Source organism: Oceanobacillus sp. Castelsardo, from assembly GCF_001659985.1.
Lineage (GTDB): Bacteria > Bacillota > Bacilli > Bacillales > Amphibacillaceae > Oceanobacillus.
The window spans coordinates 293,512-310,735 of sequence record NZ_LYCS01000002.1; the positions used below are offsets into that span (position 1 = coordinate 293,512).

The 17,224-nt window shown below is 37.0% G+C and carries 15 protein-coding genes; 3 read left to right on the forward strand and 12 right to left on the reverse strand.

What is annotated here, in order from left to right:
- Positions 1–4 precede the first annotated feature (4 nt).
- The 9 genes from A9178_RS05630 to ilvB all read right to left on the reverse strand — a co-directional run bounded on the left by A9178_RS05630 (position 5) and on the right by ilvB (position 11,047).
- A complete protein-coding gene (locus tag A9178_RS05630; protein WP_068673200.1) occupies positions 5–1,000 on the reverse strand; it encodes an ABC transporter ATP-binding protein in 996 nt (331 codons plus the stop codon).
- A 352-nt stretch (positions 1,001–1,352) separates the two neighbouring features.
- The gene (gene ilvA, locus A9178_RS05635) at positions 1,353–2,315 is read right to left on the reverse strand and encodes a threonine ammonia-lyase (RefSeq protein ID WP_231889796.1); all 963 of its coding nucleotides are present in this window, start codon (positions 2,313–2,315) and stop codon (positions 1,353–1,355) included.
- Between the two features lie 137 nt (positions 2,316–2,452).
- Positions 2,453–3,040, reverse strand: a complete 588-nt coding sequence (gene leuD / locus A9178_RS05640; RefSeq protein WP_068673204.1) for a 3-isopropylmalate dehydratase small subunit — start codon at positions 3,038–3,040, stop codon at positions 2,453–2,455.
- Positions 3,041–3,051: 11 nt separating this feature from the next.
- Entirely contained in the window at positions 3,052–4,464 is a 1,413-nt protein-coding gene (gene leuC, locus A9178_RS05645; protein WP_068673206.1) for a 3-isopropylmalate dehydratase large subunit, read from the reverse strand.
- Between the two features lie 50 nt (positions 4,465–4,514).
- Positions 4,515–5,582, reverse strand: coding sequence for a 3-isopropylmalate dehydrogenase (gene leuB, locus A9178_RS05650; protein WP_068673208.1), 1,068 nt, complete (start codon positions 5,580–5,582; stop codon positions 4,515–4,517).
- A gap of 391 nt (positions 5,583–5,973) precedes the next feature.
- Positions 5,974–7,518, reverse strand: a complete 1,545-nt coding sequence (locus A9178_RS05655; RefSeq protein ID WP_068673210.1) for a 2-isopropylmalate synthase — start codon at positions 7,516–7,518, stop codon at positions 5,974–5,976.
- On the reverse strand, positions 7,505–8,539 hold the full coding sequence (gene ilvC, locus A9178_RS05660; protein WP_068673212.1) for a ketol-acid reductoisomerase: 1,035 nt from the start codon (positions 8,537–8,539) through the stop codon (positions 7,505–7,507). The genes A9178_RS05655 and ilvC overlap by 14 nt, the downstream gene beginning before the upstream one ends.
- Before the next feature lie 268 nt (positions 8,540–8,807).
- Positions 8,808–9,326: an acetolactate synthase small subunit gene (gene ilvN / locus A9178_RS05665; RefSeq protein WP_068673214.1), complete on the reverse strand. Its 519-nt coding sequence runs from the start codon at positions 9,324–9,326 to the stop codon at positions 8,808–8,810.
- Complete coding sequence (ilvB, locus tag A9178_RS05670) at positions 9,323–11,047, reverse strand: acetolactate synthase large subunit (protein WP_068673216.1); 1,725 nt, start codon at positions 11,045–11,047, stop codon at positions 9,323–9,325. Before ilvB ends, ilvN begins: the two co-directional genes overlap by 4 nt.
- A 1,120-nt stretch (positions 11,048–12,167) precedes the next feature.
- Here ilvB and serA point away from each other — a divergent pair.
- On the forward strand, positions 12,168–13,754 hold the full coding sequence (serA, locus tag A9178_RS05675) for a phosphoglycerate dehydrogenase (RefSeq protein ID WP_068673218.1): 1,587 nt from the start codon (positions 12,168–12,170) through the stop codon (positions 13,752–13,754).
- An 86-nt stretch (positions 13,755–13,840) separates the two neighbouring features.
- On the opposite strand, the gene A9178_RS05680 is transcribed toward serA, so the two are convergent.
- On the reverse strand, positions 13,841–14,626 hold the full coding sequence (locus tag A9178_RS05680) for an HAD family hydrolase (RefSeq protein ID WP_068673219.1): 786 nt from the start codon (positions 14,624–14,626) through the stop codon (positions 13,841–13,843).
- Between the two features lie 194 nt (positions 14,627–14,820).
- Here A9178_RS05680 and A9178_RS05685 point away from each other — a divergent pair, with 194 nt between their 5' ends.
- Entirely contained in the window at positions 14,821–15,912 is a 1,092-nt protein-coding gene (locus tag A9178_RS05685; RefSeq protein ID WP_068673220.1) for a branched-chain amino acid aminotransferase, read from the forward strand.
- Between the two features lie 108 nt (positions 15,913–16,020).
- On the opposite strand, the gene A9178_RS05690 is transcribed toward A9178_RS05685, so the two are convergent.
- Entirely contained in the window at positions 16,021–16,215 is a 195-nt protein-coding gene (locus tag A9178_RS05690) for an alpha/beta-type small acid-soluble spore protein (protein WP_068673221.1), read from the reverse strand.
- Positions 16,216–16,405: 190 nt separating this feature from the next.
- On the opposite strand from A9178_RS05690, the gene A9178_RS05695 reads away from it, so the two are divergent.
- The gene (locus tag A9178_RS05695) at positions 16,406–16,867 is read left to right on the forward strand and encodes an SRPBCC family protein (RefSeq protein ID WP_068673222.1); all 462 of its coding nucleotides are present in this window, start codon (positions 16,406–16,408) and stop codon (positions 16,865–16,867) included.
- Between the two features lie 41 nt (positions 16,868–16,908).
- Here A9178_RS05695 and A9178_RS05700 read toward each other — a convergent pair whose 3' ends face one another.
- On the reverse strand, positions 16,909–17,217 hold the full coding sequence (locus A9178_RS05700) for a hypothetical protein (RefSeq protein ID WP_068673223.1): 309 nt from the start codon (positions 17,215–17,217) through the stop codon (positions 16,909–16,911).
- Positions 17,218–17,224 lie beyond the last annotated feature (7 nt).

A 17,224-nucleotide genomic window follows, 5' to 3' on the forward strand; every position in this document is an offset into this window, starting at 1 on the left:
GTCTTTACGCCTCCTTAGACTCATCTTCTTGGAAGGAAAAATTCTTATAACAGGTGCAGCGTACATAATGGCCAGGTTCTACTTCATGTAAAATTGGATTTTCTTCGTGTGTTTCCGCACCCATCCACGGAATTCGGTGAGCAAATCGACAACCCTTTCTTGGTAGATGTTTTAACGATGGTACAATCCCATTTATAACATGTAATTTATCTTGACCTCCCGTTGGCATTGAATGAAGTAATGATCTCGTATACGGATGCAATGGCCTTTTAAACAGTGTGTATACATTTGCAATCTCTACAATTTGTCCCGCATACATGACAGCAACCCTATCTGCCATTTCAGCGACAACCCCTAAATCATGCGTAATCAAAATAACTCCCGATTCGATTGTCTCTTTTAATTCCCGAATCAAATCAAGAATTTGTGCTTGTATCGTTACATCCAGGGCTGTCGTCGGCTCATCCGCAATCAATAGTTTTGGTTGATTGGCAATCGCAATCGCAATAATGACACGCTGCCTCATTCCACCCGATAATTCATGCGGAAACTGACTATAGACATATTCAGGACGAGGAATGCCGACCATCTTTAGAAGCTCAATTACTCGATCTTTACGTATTTTCTTGGTCATATTTGGTCTATGTAAAATGAAGGTTTCACTAATTTGTGCACCTATTTCCATAAGGGGATTTAAAGCAGTCAGAGGATCTTGGAAAATCATCGCCATTTCATTTCCGCGCATTTTATTTAAGTCTGCCTTCGAGACGTTTACAATATCTTTCCCATTAAAAAATATATTTCCTTCCATTTTTGCTCGTGTGTGTAGGCCCATAACTGAAAATGCTAAGGCACTCTTTCCAGATCCCGATTCTCCAACAATACCTAAGATTTCATTTTCATTTACCGTTAATGTAACATCATCTACCGCTGCATAGTACCCATCATTTATATAAAAGGATGTTTTTAAATTCTTAACTTCAAGTAATTTTCTATTCATGGAATCCCCCTAGTATATTTGGAAAATAGTAAAAGATACTTAACCATTCCCCTAAATTGTTTTAGGAAAACTTTTAAAATTTAAATCATTTACAGTATATGTAAATAATTTTTATAAAGCAACGAAGACGGGGTTCTTATTATTCCACATTTTACCTAAAAATAAAACATGAAAAGAACAAAAAAGAGCTCACTACCTTATAAATAAAGGTTAGTAAGCCCTTTTATCATGTCTTTATCAGCTGTAATATCCCTACCTTAAGGGGACAACAGCCAGTAGAGACCTGATAAGCTCAACTATTCAGTGGAAAATAAAAGAATACTTCCGTTAAATTAGTTAAGCTTTATCTATTTCATAATGCAATGGAGGTCTTCTTGGTTTCCATTGGGTGTGATTGATTTGCAAGTTCTTGAATCTTGGCCATCTTACCGATATCCAAATTTCCACCACTTACAATTACTCCACAATGCCTGGAATGTATCTTATCATTATGGGCAAACAAAGCGGCCAATGCAGCTGCTCCAGCACCTTCCATTAATGTCTTGTTTCGTTCAAGCATATAGACAATTGCCGATGCTATTTCTTTATCCGATACGGTTACGACATCATCTACATAATTTCTGATAATCGGCAATGTTAATTCACCAGGTTCTTTAACTGCTATCCCGTCAGCTATGGTTGATACTGTCTTGGTCGTTTTCACCGAATTACTGTGATAACTTTGAAAAATAGCAGGTGCACCGCTCGCTTGTACACCGATCACCTTAATATTTCGATTCACATGTTTTGCGGCAACGGCAACGCCACTTATTAAACCACCTCCACCAATCGGCACGAGAATAGTATCTATTCGATCCTCTTGACGAAGCATTTCCATAACCATCGTTCCTTGACCGGTCATAACATCATAATCGTCAAACGGATGAACATAAGTAGCTCCTAGTTCTTTTTGATGCACAACAGAAGCCTTATACGCTTCTTGAAAACTCTCTCCAGTAAGTACGACATCAGCCCCATAATTTCTTGTAGCATTTACTTTTGCTAATGGAGTACCCTCAGGCATAAATATAGTAGCTTTTGCCCCTAACTTTCTAGCTGCAAGGGCCACACCTTGTGCATGATTTCCTGCTGATGCAGTTATAACTCCCTTTCTTAACTGGGATTTCTTTAATTGCATGAGCTTATAACTTGCTCCTCGAAACTTAAATGCACCGGTTTTCTGTTGGTTTTCCATTTTAAAATAAACATGCTTTCCAAGTATTTGATCTGTTGTTGCTGATGTTAATAGTGGTGTACGGTGAACAATATGCCCCAAACGCTTCCAGGCGTTGTGGACTAACTCACCTTTTAGGCAATCCCCAATTGAGTCACACTCCTTAGTTTTTAAGAGAATTATATTTCAAAAAGTATGGTTTAGATAGGAAGTTGAACGTATACCATCTTTTTAAAACCTTATGCTTGTGTTGCTTCTTCATACGCTTTAATTTTATCCTCATTCAATAAAGTTAAAGCAATATCATCCCATCCATTAATCAATTTTTCTTTATGATAAGATGGAATGTCAAAATGTACGATATTTCCTTCGTCATCTTGAATTTCTTGTTTTTCCAAATCAACAGATAGATAAAAAGCCCCATTTTCTGCTTCTTTCATCCACTCTGTAATTTGACTCTCTTCCATTTTAATCAAAATAATGCCATTTTTCAAAGCATTATTATAAAAAATGTCTGCAAAACTTGGTGCAATGATTACTTTAAAGCCATAATCAAGCAATGCCCAAGGCGCATGTTCACGAGAGGAACCACAACCAAAATTTTCACCCGCAAGCAAAACAGATGCACCAGCAAATTGGGCTTTATTTAAATCGAAATCTTCTCTCTTATTCCCATTATCATCAAAACGCCAGTTATAAAATACAAATTGGCCAAAACCTGTTCTTTCAATACGTTTCAAAAATTGTTTCGGGATAATTTGGTCAGTATCAATGTTTGTGCGATTTAAAGGAAAAACCAATCCTTTATGTTCTTTGATTGCTTCCATCCTGCTACCCCCTAGTTTAATACTCCAGATTTAAATTTACGAACATCTACGAAACGTCCTTCTACTGCTGCGGCTGCTGCCATTTCAGGACTTACAAGGTGTGTACGAGCTCCATTACCTTGTCTTCCTTCAAAGTTTCGGTTAGATGTTGAAGCGCAGCGCCCTCCGGCTGGAACAATGTCATCGTTCATTCCTAGGCACATACTACATCCTGAATCACGCCATTCAAAACCTGCATCTAAAAAGACTTGATCAAGACCTAGTTTTTCTGCTTCTAGTTTTACACTAAATGATCCTGGAACAACGATTGCTTTTATACCATCTTTCACTTTTCTACCTTTAATAATTTCAGCAGCATTTTGCAAATCTCTTAATCTAGAGTTTGTGCAAGAACCGATAAATACGTGATCGATTTCAATAGAAGTAATTGGTTGACTTTCCTCTAATCCCATATACTCTAGTGCACGCTTAACATCTTCTTTATGTTCTTTAACACTTTCTAAACTTGGAGTAGTTCCACTAATGGGTACACACATACTTGGATTGGTTCCCCATGATACTTGTGGCTCTACTTCTTCAGCATTTATTACGACCGTTTTGTCGTAAACAGCACCTTCGTCTGTTGCTAAAGCTAACCAATCCTTGGCTATTTCGTCAAAAGCATCTCCTTTTGGAACATACTCTCTACCTCTCAAGAATTCTACCGTCTTTTCATCCGGACTGATTAGGCCAGCTCTTGCTCCACCTTCAATTGACATATTACAAACAGTCATACGTCCCTCCATCGATAGGTTACGAATCGCCTCACCAGTATATTCCATGACATATCCTGTACCAAATTTTACACCGAATTTTGCGATAATAGCTAAGATTAGGTCTTTAGCAGTTACACCAGGACCTAAATCGCCTTTAACATAAACATTTAACGTTTTTGGTTTTTCTTGCATCAACGTTTGTGTGGCAAGAACATGTTCTACTTCACTTGTTCCAATACCAAATGCAAGTGCACCAAATGCTCCATGAGTGGATGTATGACTATCTCCACAAACGATTGTTTTTCCTGGCTGGGTTAAACCTAGCTGTGGACCGATTACGTGAACGATTCCCTGATCGGGGTGAAACATATCTGCTAACTTTATACCAAAATCTTCGCAATTTTTACGTAGGGTTTCCATTTGTTTTCTAGAGATCTCGTCTTTAACAACATCTCTATCTTTTGTTGGCACGTTGTGATCCATTGTTGCAAAAGTCAAGTCTGGTCTACGTACTTTTCGATTGTTCAACCTTAATCCTTCGAATGCCTGTGGCGATGTAACTTCATGTATTAGATGTTGATCGATATATATTAAATCTGGTTTACCACTTTCTTGATAAACAACGTGTTTTTCCCAGATTTTTTCAATGACTGTCTTTGGTTTACTCAATAATCTCGCCCCCATTCACATTAATACGTTTCTCCTGTTACTTTATACTTTTATTTCAAAAATTCTAATACAGCGTTTGTCATCGCAACAGTTCCTACTTGATGACCATTTTCAATTCTCAAGTCAGCTGTATGATAGCCTTCTTCTAAACAAGTATTCACAGCACTTTCGATTTCTTTTGCTTCTTCATCTAACCCAAAAGAATGCCTCAACATCAAAGCAGCGGAAAGGATCATTCCTAAAGGATTTGCTACCCCTTTTCCTGCAATATCTGGAGCTGATCCGTGAACTGGTTCATACAAACCTACTCCATCTGTACGAACACTCGCGGAAGGTAACATACCTAGTGAACCAGTGAGAACAGATGCTTCATCACTTAAGATATCCCCAAATAAATTTTCTGTTACTATAACATCAAATTGACTTGGATTTGTTATTAGTTTCATAGCAGCTGCATCTACTAATAAATGTTCTACTTGAACATCAGGATATTCTTTCGCTTTTTCTTCCACGATTTCACGCCATAGTCTACTAGATTCTAAAACGTTAGCTTTATCAACCGATGTAAGATGTTTATTACGAATTCTTGCACTTTCAAAACCTTTTTCTACAATTCTTTCAATCTCTTCTCTCGTATAAACAAGTGTATCTACAGCACTATTGCCCTTATCTCTACGTTCTCGGGGTTCACCAAAATATAGTCCACCTGTTAATTCACGGATAATTAAGATGTCACTGCCTTCAATAATTTCCCGTTTTAAAGGGGATGCATGAAGTAATGCCTTAAACCCTAGGATTGGTCTTAAGTTTGCAAATAAACCAAGTGCTTTTCTTATTCCTAATAGACCTTTTTCGGGACGAATATTCGGTGAGACATTATCCCATTTCGGACCACCAACAGATCCTAATAGAATGGCGTCTGCATATTGGCATGCTTGAATGGTTTCTTCTGGAAGTGGAATACCATACCGGTCAATAGCATCCCCACCAATTGCATGTTTTTCAAAAGTAAATTCGTGATTATATTTTTTAGCGATTGTTTTTAATACTACTGTTGCTGAATCCATGATTTCTCTTCCAATTCCATCTCCTGGAAGAAGTACAATTTGCTTTTTCATGACGTCCCCCTAAACTATAAATCTATTGTTCCACCGGGTGCTTTCGCCTTTCTTGATCTAGCTCCAGCACCCAGCGACTAGCAAACTTCCTTCACCTCCGTGCGATAAAGAAGACTTGCCGACTGGTGAAACCAGAGGCTTAGTCGCCCTTATACCCTTGTGGTGAAAGTCAACTTCGACTCCCAGCACTGAAGGTAGGCCGACTAAGTACGGCCTTTGCGGCCAACGTCGGCACACCTCTATGAAGAGGCGTGTTTCCTTTATCTCCTTCGGCTCAGTCCAGTTCGTACGTCGCTAACCGGGTGCTTTCGCCTTTCTTTCACCAATGCCGATAACGCCACTATTTTGTGGCGTTATCGGCAAACACCCGCTTAATGGAGTGGTTAGATTATTAATTCACTGTCTCTGCTTGTTTTACAGATTGTTGTTTGATAATATAACGATTTACTGCATTTAAGTAGGCATTGGCAGATGCTTCAATTACGTCTTGAGCAGTACCTCTACCATTCGTTGCTTCGCCATTCACGGAAAGTTGAACATGAGATTCAGCTAAAGCATCTTTACCTCCACCAACAGAGTTGATATGATAATCTAATAATTTTAGTTCTTCTTTTACTAACGAGGAAAGAGTGTTATATAATGCTTCTACACTACCTTTACCAGTACAAGCCGTTTGTATGGATTCCCCCTCTGGAGTCGTAAGGGATACAGTAGCAGTTGGAATATCAGACGATCCATAATGTACCTGGAAAGTTTCTAACTGATATTTATTAACTCCTGCTGCATCTGTTTTAATTTCCATTACAATTGTATAGATGTCGTCATCTGTAACTTCTTTTTTGTGATCAGTAAGCTGTTTAAATTGTTTAAATGCATCTTTAACTTGTTCTTCTGTTAATTCAATACCAAATTCTTTCACTTTATCTCTGAATGCATGACGCCCAGAATGTTTACCAAGGAAAAGTGTGTTGGAATTTACTCCAACTAATTCTGGGGTTATTATTTCATAAGTCTCCGCATTTTTTAAGACACCATCTTGGTGAATTCCTGATTCATGCGCATAAGCATTTCTACCAATAATCGCTTTATTTGGTTGAACATACATTCCAGTCAGTTTAGAAATAATATCACTGGAGCGTTTAATTTCATTTAGTTTTAGACCAGTCTCATATGGATAAAAATCAGATCTAATTTTAAGTGCAACTGCTACTTCTTCCAAAGCAGCATTACCTGCCCGCTCGCCGATACCGTTAATCGTACCTTCTACTTGGGTCACACCATTTTCAACCGCAGAGATAGAGTTAGCAACAGCCATTCCTAAATCATCATGACAATGGCAAGATAAGTCTACTTTATCAATGTTTGGTACATTTTCTCGAATATATTGGAACATTCTTCCATACTCAGATGGAGTTGTATAACCAACTGTATCTGGTAAGTTAATAACTGTTGCACCAGCATTAATTACTTTTTCGATGATTTTTACTAAGAACGCCCAATCCGAACGAGTTGCATCTTCCGCAGACCATTCAATTTGTGGAAATTTTTGCTTTGCATAGGAAACCATGTTCACAGATTGATCGATTACTTGCTCCGGAGTCATTTTCAATTTGTATTGCATGTGAATTGGAGATGTTGCAAGGAAAAGATGCAATCTTGGTTCAGCAGCACCTTTCAAAGCTTCCCATGCAGTATCAATATCCGACTTAATCGTTCTAGAAAGTCCCGTCACTGACGTGTCTTTAATCGTATCAGCGATTAATTTAACTGCTTTAAAATCACCTTCTGAGGAAGCAGGAAATCCTGCTTCCATAATATCCACACCTAAACGTTCTAGTTGTTTAGCAATTTCAAGTTTCTCCAATTTATTTAAATTAACCCCTGGTGATTGTTCTCCGTCCCGAAGCGTTGTATCGAAAATTTTAATTCGTGACATGAACTTTCCCTTCCTTTTCATTTTCTTTATTTTGTGGGTTTACAAACGGCATTAGTGCGCGTAGTTCTTTACCAACCGCAGTAATTGGATGTTTATATTCATTGTTATTAATTGCATTGAATTGTGGACGACCAGCTTGGTTTTCCAAAATCCAACCTTGAGCAAATTTACCAGTTTGAATATCTGAAAGTACCTCTTTCATTCTTACTTTCGTTTCTTCATTTACTACACGCGGACCTGATACGAAGTCACCCCATTGAGCTGTGTCAGAGATGGAATAACGCATGTTTTCTAAACCACCTTCGTACATCAAGTCAACGATTAATTTTAATTCATGTAGACACTCGAAATAAGCAACTTCTGGTTGATATCCAGCTTCTGTTAATGTTTCAAAACCAGCTTTAACTAGGCTAGTAAGTCCTCCACATAGTACTGCTTGCTCACCGAATAGATCCGTTTCAGTTTCTTCTTGGAATGTCGTTTCAAGAACACCAGCTCTTGCAGCTCCAACTCCATCTGCATAGGCTAAGGCAACATCTTTTGCTTGACCAGTTACATCTTGGTAAACAGCGTATAATGCTGGCACCCCTGCTCCCTCTTCATAAGTTCTTCTTACTAAGTGTCCTGGGCCTTTAGGTGCTACCATAAATACGTCAACATTTTCTGGTGGTACAATTTGGTTAAAATGAATGTTGAATCCGTGAGCAAACGCGATTGCACTTCCTGCTTTTAGATTCGGTTTAATGCTTTCTTCATAGACTTTTTGTTGGTTTTCATCTGGTAATAGAATCATAACAACATCTGCTTCTCTTGTTGCGTCTCCTACAGATTTAACATCAAATCCATCTTCAACTGCTTTAGCTTGAGATTTTCCTGGACGAAGACCGATAATAACTTCATATCCACTATCACGAAGGTTTTGTGCATGAGCATGACCTTGTGATCCATATCCTACGATTGCAACTTTTTTCCCTTGTAATACCTCTTTGTTAATATCTTTTTCATATAATACTTTAGACATAATTTATTCTCCCTTTCCTATTTCAATAATTAGTTTGTTTTTAGAGGATGTTCAAAAAGTCCGGTGAAAATGACACTTCGGTACAGGGGACCTTCGACTAAGTTCCGTCACGTCCTGTGACGAACGTCGAAGTCACCACATCCTGTGGAAGCTCGTTGGCTTGCTTTTCCGCTGCTCACGTCATACGTTCCGCTGCTCAAAGCTACGCCGCCTCGAACTGCTCGGTCCTTTTCATCCTCCTTTTTGAACACACTCTTTTATATTAATATTAAAATATTAATGCATTCATTTCCTGAACGTTTTCTGGCTGTCTTCCTCTTTGGAAGGCTGTTACCCCCGTTCTAGTTAATTCTTTAATTCCATAAGGTCTTAACAAATCAATAAGTGCATCTATCTTTTCAGGGTTACCTGTTACTTGAATGATCAGGCTATCTTTACTTACATCAATTACACTCGCACGAAACGGAGTGATTACTCCTTGTATTTCTGCACGATTTTGACTAGAACTTCCAACTTTAATTAATGCTAGTTCTCTAGCAACAATTGCCTTATCTGTAATGTCAGTAACTTTCAAAACATCAATTTGTTTGTTTAATTGTTTGGTTAATTGCTCTAATTTCTGGTCATCACTAACCTCCACAACAAATGTCATTTTAGAAATTCCTTCTGTTTCAGAGGGACCTACCGAAATACTTTCTATATTAAATTGACGTTTTACCATCATGCCTGTTACACGATTTAATACACCACTACGATTTTGTACAGTAGCTGTTATAATCCGTTTCATTTTGTCACCCCGATCATTTCGTGGTTCCCCGCACCCGGTGCAACCATCGGAAATACACATTCACGTTTTACAACACGACAGTCAACAACAACAGGTCCGTCATATGAAAATACATCTTCTAGAACTCTCGGTACATTTTCTTCTTTATCTACTCTAACCCCTTTAACTCCATAACTTTCTGCAAGTTTAATAAAATCTGGGTTTTCAGTTAATAATGATTCTGAATATCTTTCTTCATAGAATTTTTCTTGCCATTGTCTTACCATACCAAGTGCTTCATTATTAATAATGATTACTTTAACTGGTAAGTTACGTTCCTTTATAACGGAAAGTTCTTGTAATGTCATTTGGAATCCACCGTCTCCTACAATGGATACAACTAATTCATCTGGTCTACCTAGTTGTGCACCAATTGCGGCTGGAAATCCAAATCCCATCGTCCCAAGTCCCCCGGAAGTAACCCATTTATCTGGACTGTCAAATTTATAAAATTGTGCAGCCCACATTTGATGTTGCCCAACATCCGTTGTTACAATTGCTTCTCCATTAGAAACTTCATATACTTGTTCAATTAACCATTGTGGTGAAATTAATTCTTCGGAACGGTCATACCAAAGCGGATAATCTTCCTTCTTAGAATTAAGTGATTGTAACCATTCATCATGGTTAGTAATCTTAGCATTAACATCCAGTAATTGTTTAAGGGCTTCTTTCGCATCACCAACAACTGGAATTTTAGTTTTAATGTTCTTCCCAATTTCAGCTGGATCAATATCGATGTGTGCCACTTTTGCATTTGGTGCAAAGTGCTTGATAGCGCCTGTTAGTCGGTCATCAAATCTCGCTCCAATATTTATAAGCAAATCACATTCATAAATAGCCATATTTGCCGTATAGGTCCCATGCATACCTGCCATACCTAATGAAAGTTCATTTGTTCCAGGAAAACTACCTAACCCAAGTAAGGTTGTTGTAACTGGAAGTTGGTATTTTTCGGCAAATACCTTTAATTCCTTTGCAGCATCAGCAAATAATACACCCGCTCCAGCCAGTAGTAGTGGTCGTTCAGAACGACTTAAAGCGTCCGCAAGTTTACGAATTTGCAATGGGTTAGGCTTAACGGTTGGTTGATAACCCGGCAAATGAAACGCTGTGTCAAATTCATCTACTGTGATTTCTTGTGAGATGTTTTTTGGAATATCAACTACTACCGGTCCCGGACGTCCTGTTGACGCAATATGGAATGCCTCTTTAACAATTCTAGGTAATTGTTTCAAGTCCGTTACTTGATAATTGTATTTAGTTATTGGAGTAGTTATCCCAATAATGTCAGCCTCTTGGAAAGCATCTGTACCAATTACTCCAGTTCCAACTTGACCAGTAAAGATGACGACTGGTAAAGAATCCATCATCGCATCTGTAATACCAGTAATTAAGTTAGTTGCTCCCGGTCCTGAAGTAGCAATGACCACACCCGGCTTCCCTGTCACTCGTGCGTATCCTTCTGCTGCATGAATCAATCCTTGTTCATGGCGGCAAAGAATATGCTGGAAAGGTGCGTTTGCTCGATACAAGGCATCGTAAATTGGTAAAACTGCACCACCCGGATAACCAAATACTGTGTCAACATCTGCATCTACCAATGAACGAATAAAAACATCTGCACCAGTTGTCGTTTTCTTTTCAACTGCAAGTTCCTTAGGCTTTGCCTCAACTTTCACTACTACTTACCTCCTTATAAATTTAAAAATTCTAATAAATCATTCTAGAAAACTTGGCGTTCGCCATGCTTTTTGGCGAATGCTTTAGTTGCACTTTGCAGGAGAAGAGAGTTTATCCTTATCCTTTTCTCTGCTAAATAAATTTATAGTAAAACAACGTTCAGAGTACTCTCTAAATGCCGTTATACCTACCTTAAGCTAACTATACTGTGCGTTTTTCAGAGATAAGTGACTTTTCTCCAAATAAAAAGACCCTTCTCTCCCTATACGCATACTGCACACAACTGCAGAAATCTATTGGGGAGAAAAGAGTCCTCTTTTCACGGTACCACCCAGTTTCGTAGCATCCTCACGAATACTACCTCACCGACTGAAATAAACAGTCTTTTTTGATAACAGGTAAGGAATATACCTGACCAAACTTAATAGAAAAGGTTCTTCAAGATATGCACTAGAAGAATCGTTCAGCTTGGCACTCGGGGAAGAGAATAGAAATTTGTGTATTTCTAGGCTTCCAGCAACCCTAGATCTCTGTGAATACACGTTTGTATTTCTAAGTGTCCCGTCTGCGTTTTAGTTGTATATCATTATTTTCAAAAAAGAATTTAAAATGGAATGAATTTTAAATTTCTGATATTGGACTTTATGTTATAACGTTTTTGCAAGAACGTCAATAGGGTTTTTCACTTTTTTTTCACCCCATTGCAATATGCAATATACTGAATCCGTTTCCAACGTTGGTGCATTAGTGTTTTAAAAAAATAAATTCTTCCAAAAATTCTACCGAACCCACTGCTGTCCCAACGTTATTTCATTACCCCCACCGTTTCATAATATGCAATATATCGCAAAAAAGTATGACATATTACGAATACCATTTTTTTAAAAAGCAAATAAATAAATTTTATAGTTTATGAATTCTAATAATTGTCTACCTTTCTAATAAATAATTATATTTCTATTCGTCAAATTTTTCAATATTTCTACAGAAATATTTTTTCTTTGTTTTTAAATTATTTTTCTTCTTTAATCACTTTCCTTTGCATACAAAAATAATATTGACAAGTAATAATTTACTGCTATATTGATTTCAATGACTTACCTTTTGGGAGGGTTATACATGGCTTTTAATGTACTAATTAGCGATCCATTAAGTGAAGAAGGTATTCTACCGTTACGCCAAGCTGACAATGTAAACATCGTTATCGATACGGGGTTATCGCAAATGGATTTAGAAAAACGTATAACTGAATTCGATGCTCTATTAGTACGAAGTGGTACACAAGTTACAAGATCCATTATAAGTAAAGGAAAAAAACTAAAAATAATTGGTCGTGCTGGAGTTGGCGTCGATAATATAGATCTTGATGCTGCTACCGAGCACGGAATTATTGTTGTCAATGCTCCAAATGGAAATACAAATTCCGCAGCGGAACATACGATGGCAATGTTAATGGCTCTATCTAGAAACATTCCCCAAGCTTATCTATCACTTAAAGAACATAAGTGGGATAGGAAAAAGTTTGTTGGTGTGGAGTTATGTGATAAGACCCTTGGAATTGTTGGACTTGGAAAAATCGGTACAGAAGTTGCAACTCGAGCGAAGGGACAACGAATGAATGTCATTGCCTATGATCCTTTTTTCACAAAAGATAAAGCAAATAAAATGGGAATTGGTTATGGAACGTTTGAAGAAGTGATTGAACAAGCTGATTTCATCACTGTCCATACACCGTTACTTAAAGAAACAAGGCATTTGATAAATGCTAAAGCATTTGGAAGAATGAAAAATGGTGTATTTATCATTAATTGTGCAAGGGGTGGAATTATTGATGAAGATGCCCTATATGATGCGATTGTTTCCGGGAAAGTTGCTGGAGCAGCATTGGATGTTTTCGAGGAAGAACCGTTTATGGATCATAGACTATTAGAACTCCCTCAAGTAGTAGCAACCCCACATCTTGGTGCAAGCACTGTTGAAGCACAGGAAATTGTTGCCATTGATGTTAGTAAAGATGTACTTAGATATTTAAATGGAGAGAGTGTCATAAATCCAGTAAATTTACCTTCCCTATCAAAAGATAGAATGAAAAAAGTTGAACCATATTTTTATTTAGCGGAGAAATTAGGAGCTTTTCTTATTGACCTTGCAGGTGAAGTCGCAGAAGAAATAAATGTTTCTTTCGCAGGTGAACTTTATGATATGGAAGTTGCACCGATAACTAGAAATACGATTAAAGGGATTTTAAAACGGCACTTAGGTATGCACGTTAATGATGTGAACGCCCTATATTTAGCAGAAAGAAAAGAAATTGTAGTTAATGAGAAAAAAACTTCCCAAGCGAAAGGCTTTACGAATTTAATTACGGTAGAAATTAAAACGAAATCTCAAACTAGAAAAGTTGCCGGAACATTATTAAATGGTTTGGGACCTCGTATCGTTCATGTAGATAATTATAGAGTAGACGTTCGACCAGAAGGGCATATGGTTGTTATCGAGCATATCGACCAGCCAGGTGTAATTGGTAGAATGGGTAGTTTACTTGGGAAACATAATATTAACATTGCAACGATGCAAGTGGATCGATCTGATAAAGGTGGGAAAGCAATCATGATCCTTACCATTGATCGACACTTAGATGAGGCCGCATTAAACGAATTACTTCAATTAGAAGAAATTAACGATGTCCTTGCGATTGATTTGTAAGTGAATATATATAATAAGATTAGTCACACAAATAGAAGAGGTTATCCTATAGTTTGCATTTTGGATAACCTCAATTAATTTTTTGATTAACCTTTCAAAATATCCAATACTTCTAAAAGACTTTTAATTTCATAAGTAGGCTTTACTTCCGTTGCTTCCATTCCTTTGCGGTTAACCCATGCGGATGCAATACCAGTACTATTCGCACCTTTTATATCCGTATTCAAATTATCTCCAACCATTAAAACTTCATCTGATTTTACATTTAACAGCCCTAAAGCATGTTCAAAAATACTTGGGTCTGGTTTTCCTTTTCCAAAATCGCCTGAAATAAGAATTTGGTCAAAGTACGGACGTAATTCAGGAGTAATTTCTAATTTAATGTTTTGTAATTCTGGTGAACCATTTGTTAGTAATAATAATTTGTAATTTCCTTTTAACGCATCTAGTACTTTTAAACTTTCCTCGTATAAATATGGTACTTGTTTTCTATTTTCGGGAAATGCCTTTGCAAGCTCTGCTCCAAATTCAGGATCATTTATTCCTAATTCAAGCAGTCCGTCAGTCCATGCTTGCTTTTGATATGCAGGAGCTACTTCACTCAGTTTTTTAAAATCTTCACCTTTATCATGAAATGTTCCCCATAAACCTTCAAATGGATTAATACCGATCATTTGGGTAAATGGATATACATCATAGTTTTCATATAGAGCTCTTGCCTTTTTACGAACCATAATCTCTAATTTTTCTGGGTCAACCTCATATTTTTGTTGAGCTAATACACAAGTTCTATGAAAAGCTTGTCGAACACTTTCTTCATCCCATAATAATGTATCATCTAAATCAAAAAATACTGCCTTTATTCTTTCCATCAGTTCTCCTCCATTAACTATTACTATCTATTCATCACAAATAAAACAGGCCATTATGGTAACACAAACGAGATTTCGGTGTAATTCCACTTTTCGCCCAATTCTAATTTAACACAAAAAAGCCCTTGCTTAAATTAAAATTATAATTTATCATTAATAGAAATCTTTAAACTTTTATGCAAGGGGATATTGAAATGGTAGATCAATCAATTCGTGTGGAAAAAAGTCAATCTAGAAAAACGAAACCAGATTCCAGCAATTTAGTGTTTGGAAGAAACTTTACAGATCATATGTTTGTTATGGATTATACAGAAGGGATTGGATGGCATGATCCCAGTATAGTCCCTTATCAAAAATTAACACTTGATCCAGCTTCGATGATTTTCCATTATGGTCAATCTGTATTCGAAGGTTTAAAAGCATTCCGTACACAAGACGGAGACGTTCAATTATTTAGACCGGAGAAAAATATCCAACGTTTAAACCATTCAAACGATCGTCTCGTTATTCCACCAATTGATGAGAAGCTTGGATTGGAAGCAATCAGACAACTGGTAGAAATCGATAAAGACTGGGTACCAGATGCTGAAGGAACATCATTGTATATTCGTCCATTTATTATTTCAACTGAACCATACCTAGGTGTTTCGCCATCGCATCATTATAAATTTATTATTATCATGTCACCAGTAGGTACTTACTATAAAGAAGGTATTAACCCAGTTAAAATTGCTGTGGAAGATAAATATGTACGCACTGTAAAAGGTGGAACAGGTGAAGCGAAAACAGGCGGTAACTATGCTTCTAGTTTAAAAGCCCAAGAAACTGTAGAAAAAGATGGGTTTTCACAAGTTCTATGGTTAGACGGTGTTGAACGTAAATACATTGAGGAAGTCGGTAGTATGAACGTGTTCCTCAAAATCAACGGAGAAGTTGTAACTCCTATGTTAAACGGGAGTATTCTTGCTGGTATTACAAGAGACTCTGTTATCCAATTGTTGAAACATTGGGATCTCCCTATATCTGAACGCAAAATTTCTATGCAAGAAATTTATGAAGCTCATGAAAATGGAACCCTTGAAGAAGCTTTTGGTTCTGGTACTGCAGCAGTAATCTCGCCAATTGGTGAATTATATTGGGAAGGTAAACACTTAGTAATCAATGAAGGTAAAACCGGTGATTTATCTAAAAAAGTATATGATACCATCACAGGAATCCAATACGGTAAACTAGAGGATCCATTAAACTGGACTTTAAATGTAGAAAAATCAAGTGTAAATAACTAAGTGTAAGTGCTCGTTCAACGAGGACGGAAGAGAATTAAGTCTTATTAGTTGTAGAAAAAAGTGTTGGCCTGTGTAAAGGCCAACACTTTTTTGAGTAGATAAACTACGCTATTTATCTCCATCTGCCATTGATTGCTGGGCGATTTGAATCATTCTTTTGACCATTTCGCCACCCACCGATCCGTTTTCTCTTGCAGTTGTATCCGCTCCAAGTTCAACGTTGAATTCTTTTGCGATTTCTTCCTTCATGCTATTTAAAGCATTTTCCGCACCTGGTACTAACAACTTATTTCTGTTAGCCATTAAGAATCACTCCTCGGGGGTATTGAACAGAATTTCTCTGTTCCTTTTTAGAATTTAACTTTTTGATACTTTTATACGTTAAGAAAGGATATAATTTTATAGATAGGTTCTAAACTGTCCTTTCATTCCATATACTAACAATGTTTGATTTTTAAAGATGTATGTGTCTTACATAAGGGGGAATATATAAATGGGAAAAGGGATTCATTGTGTTGAATTAGACACACCGGTTTCTAATATTTGGGATTTTGTAAGTGATATGAATAAGTGGGCGCCACTCGTACCAGGTTATGTCAGTCATCAAATTATCGACGATCGTCATTCTGTATGGATTATCCATGGGGATATCGGAATTATGGAAAGAACGGTAGCATTAAATATAAAAATTGTAGAATGGATTGAGAATGAAACGATTATTTTCCAAGTAGCTACATCTAATGAAACATGTAAGGGGGAAGGCTGCTTTGAAGTAGAAGCACTTAGCGATACAAGAAGCAAAATGAAAGGTTACCTCCAGGTTCATGTAAAAGGAATGGTCGGAACAATGGTTAACCCTGTATTAAAAACTCTTGTTCCTAAGGTAGGCAAAGATTTTACAGATAAAATTGCTACAAATATAATGGAACGTGAAACAGCTAGAGCTACGATTTAATAAAATGCTTACTACATTTTTTATGTAGTAAGCATTAATATTTAATTGCTATGATGATGACTATGCTTTGTTTTCTCTAAAACAGTATTTGATCTTGTATGGTCATGCTTATCGCAATAAAAAGTAATCGTTTTAATAACATGAGTTATTTGACATGTTCGATTCCGTTTTATGAAATTCTTCCAATATGAATATTCATGTGTTCCCCCATCTACTTCATGATAGTCAACACCATACTCCGCCCAGTTATGATGACTTTTTTCTGGTGTATCCGTAGCAGCATAAATACTTGATATACTAATAGTACTAAGCAACAGTACTGTTCCTAATACTATTATCCACTTTTTCATCTTTTCA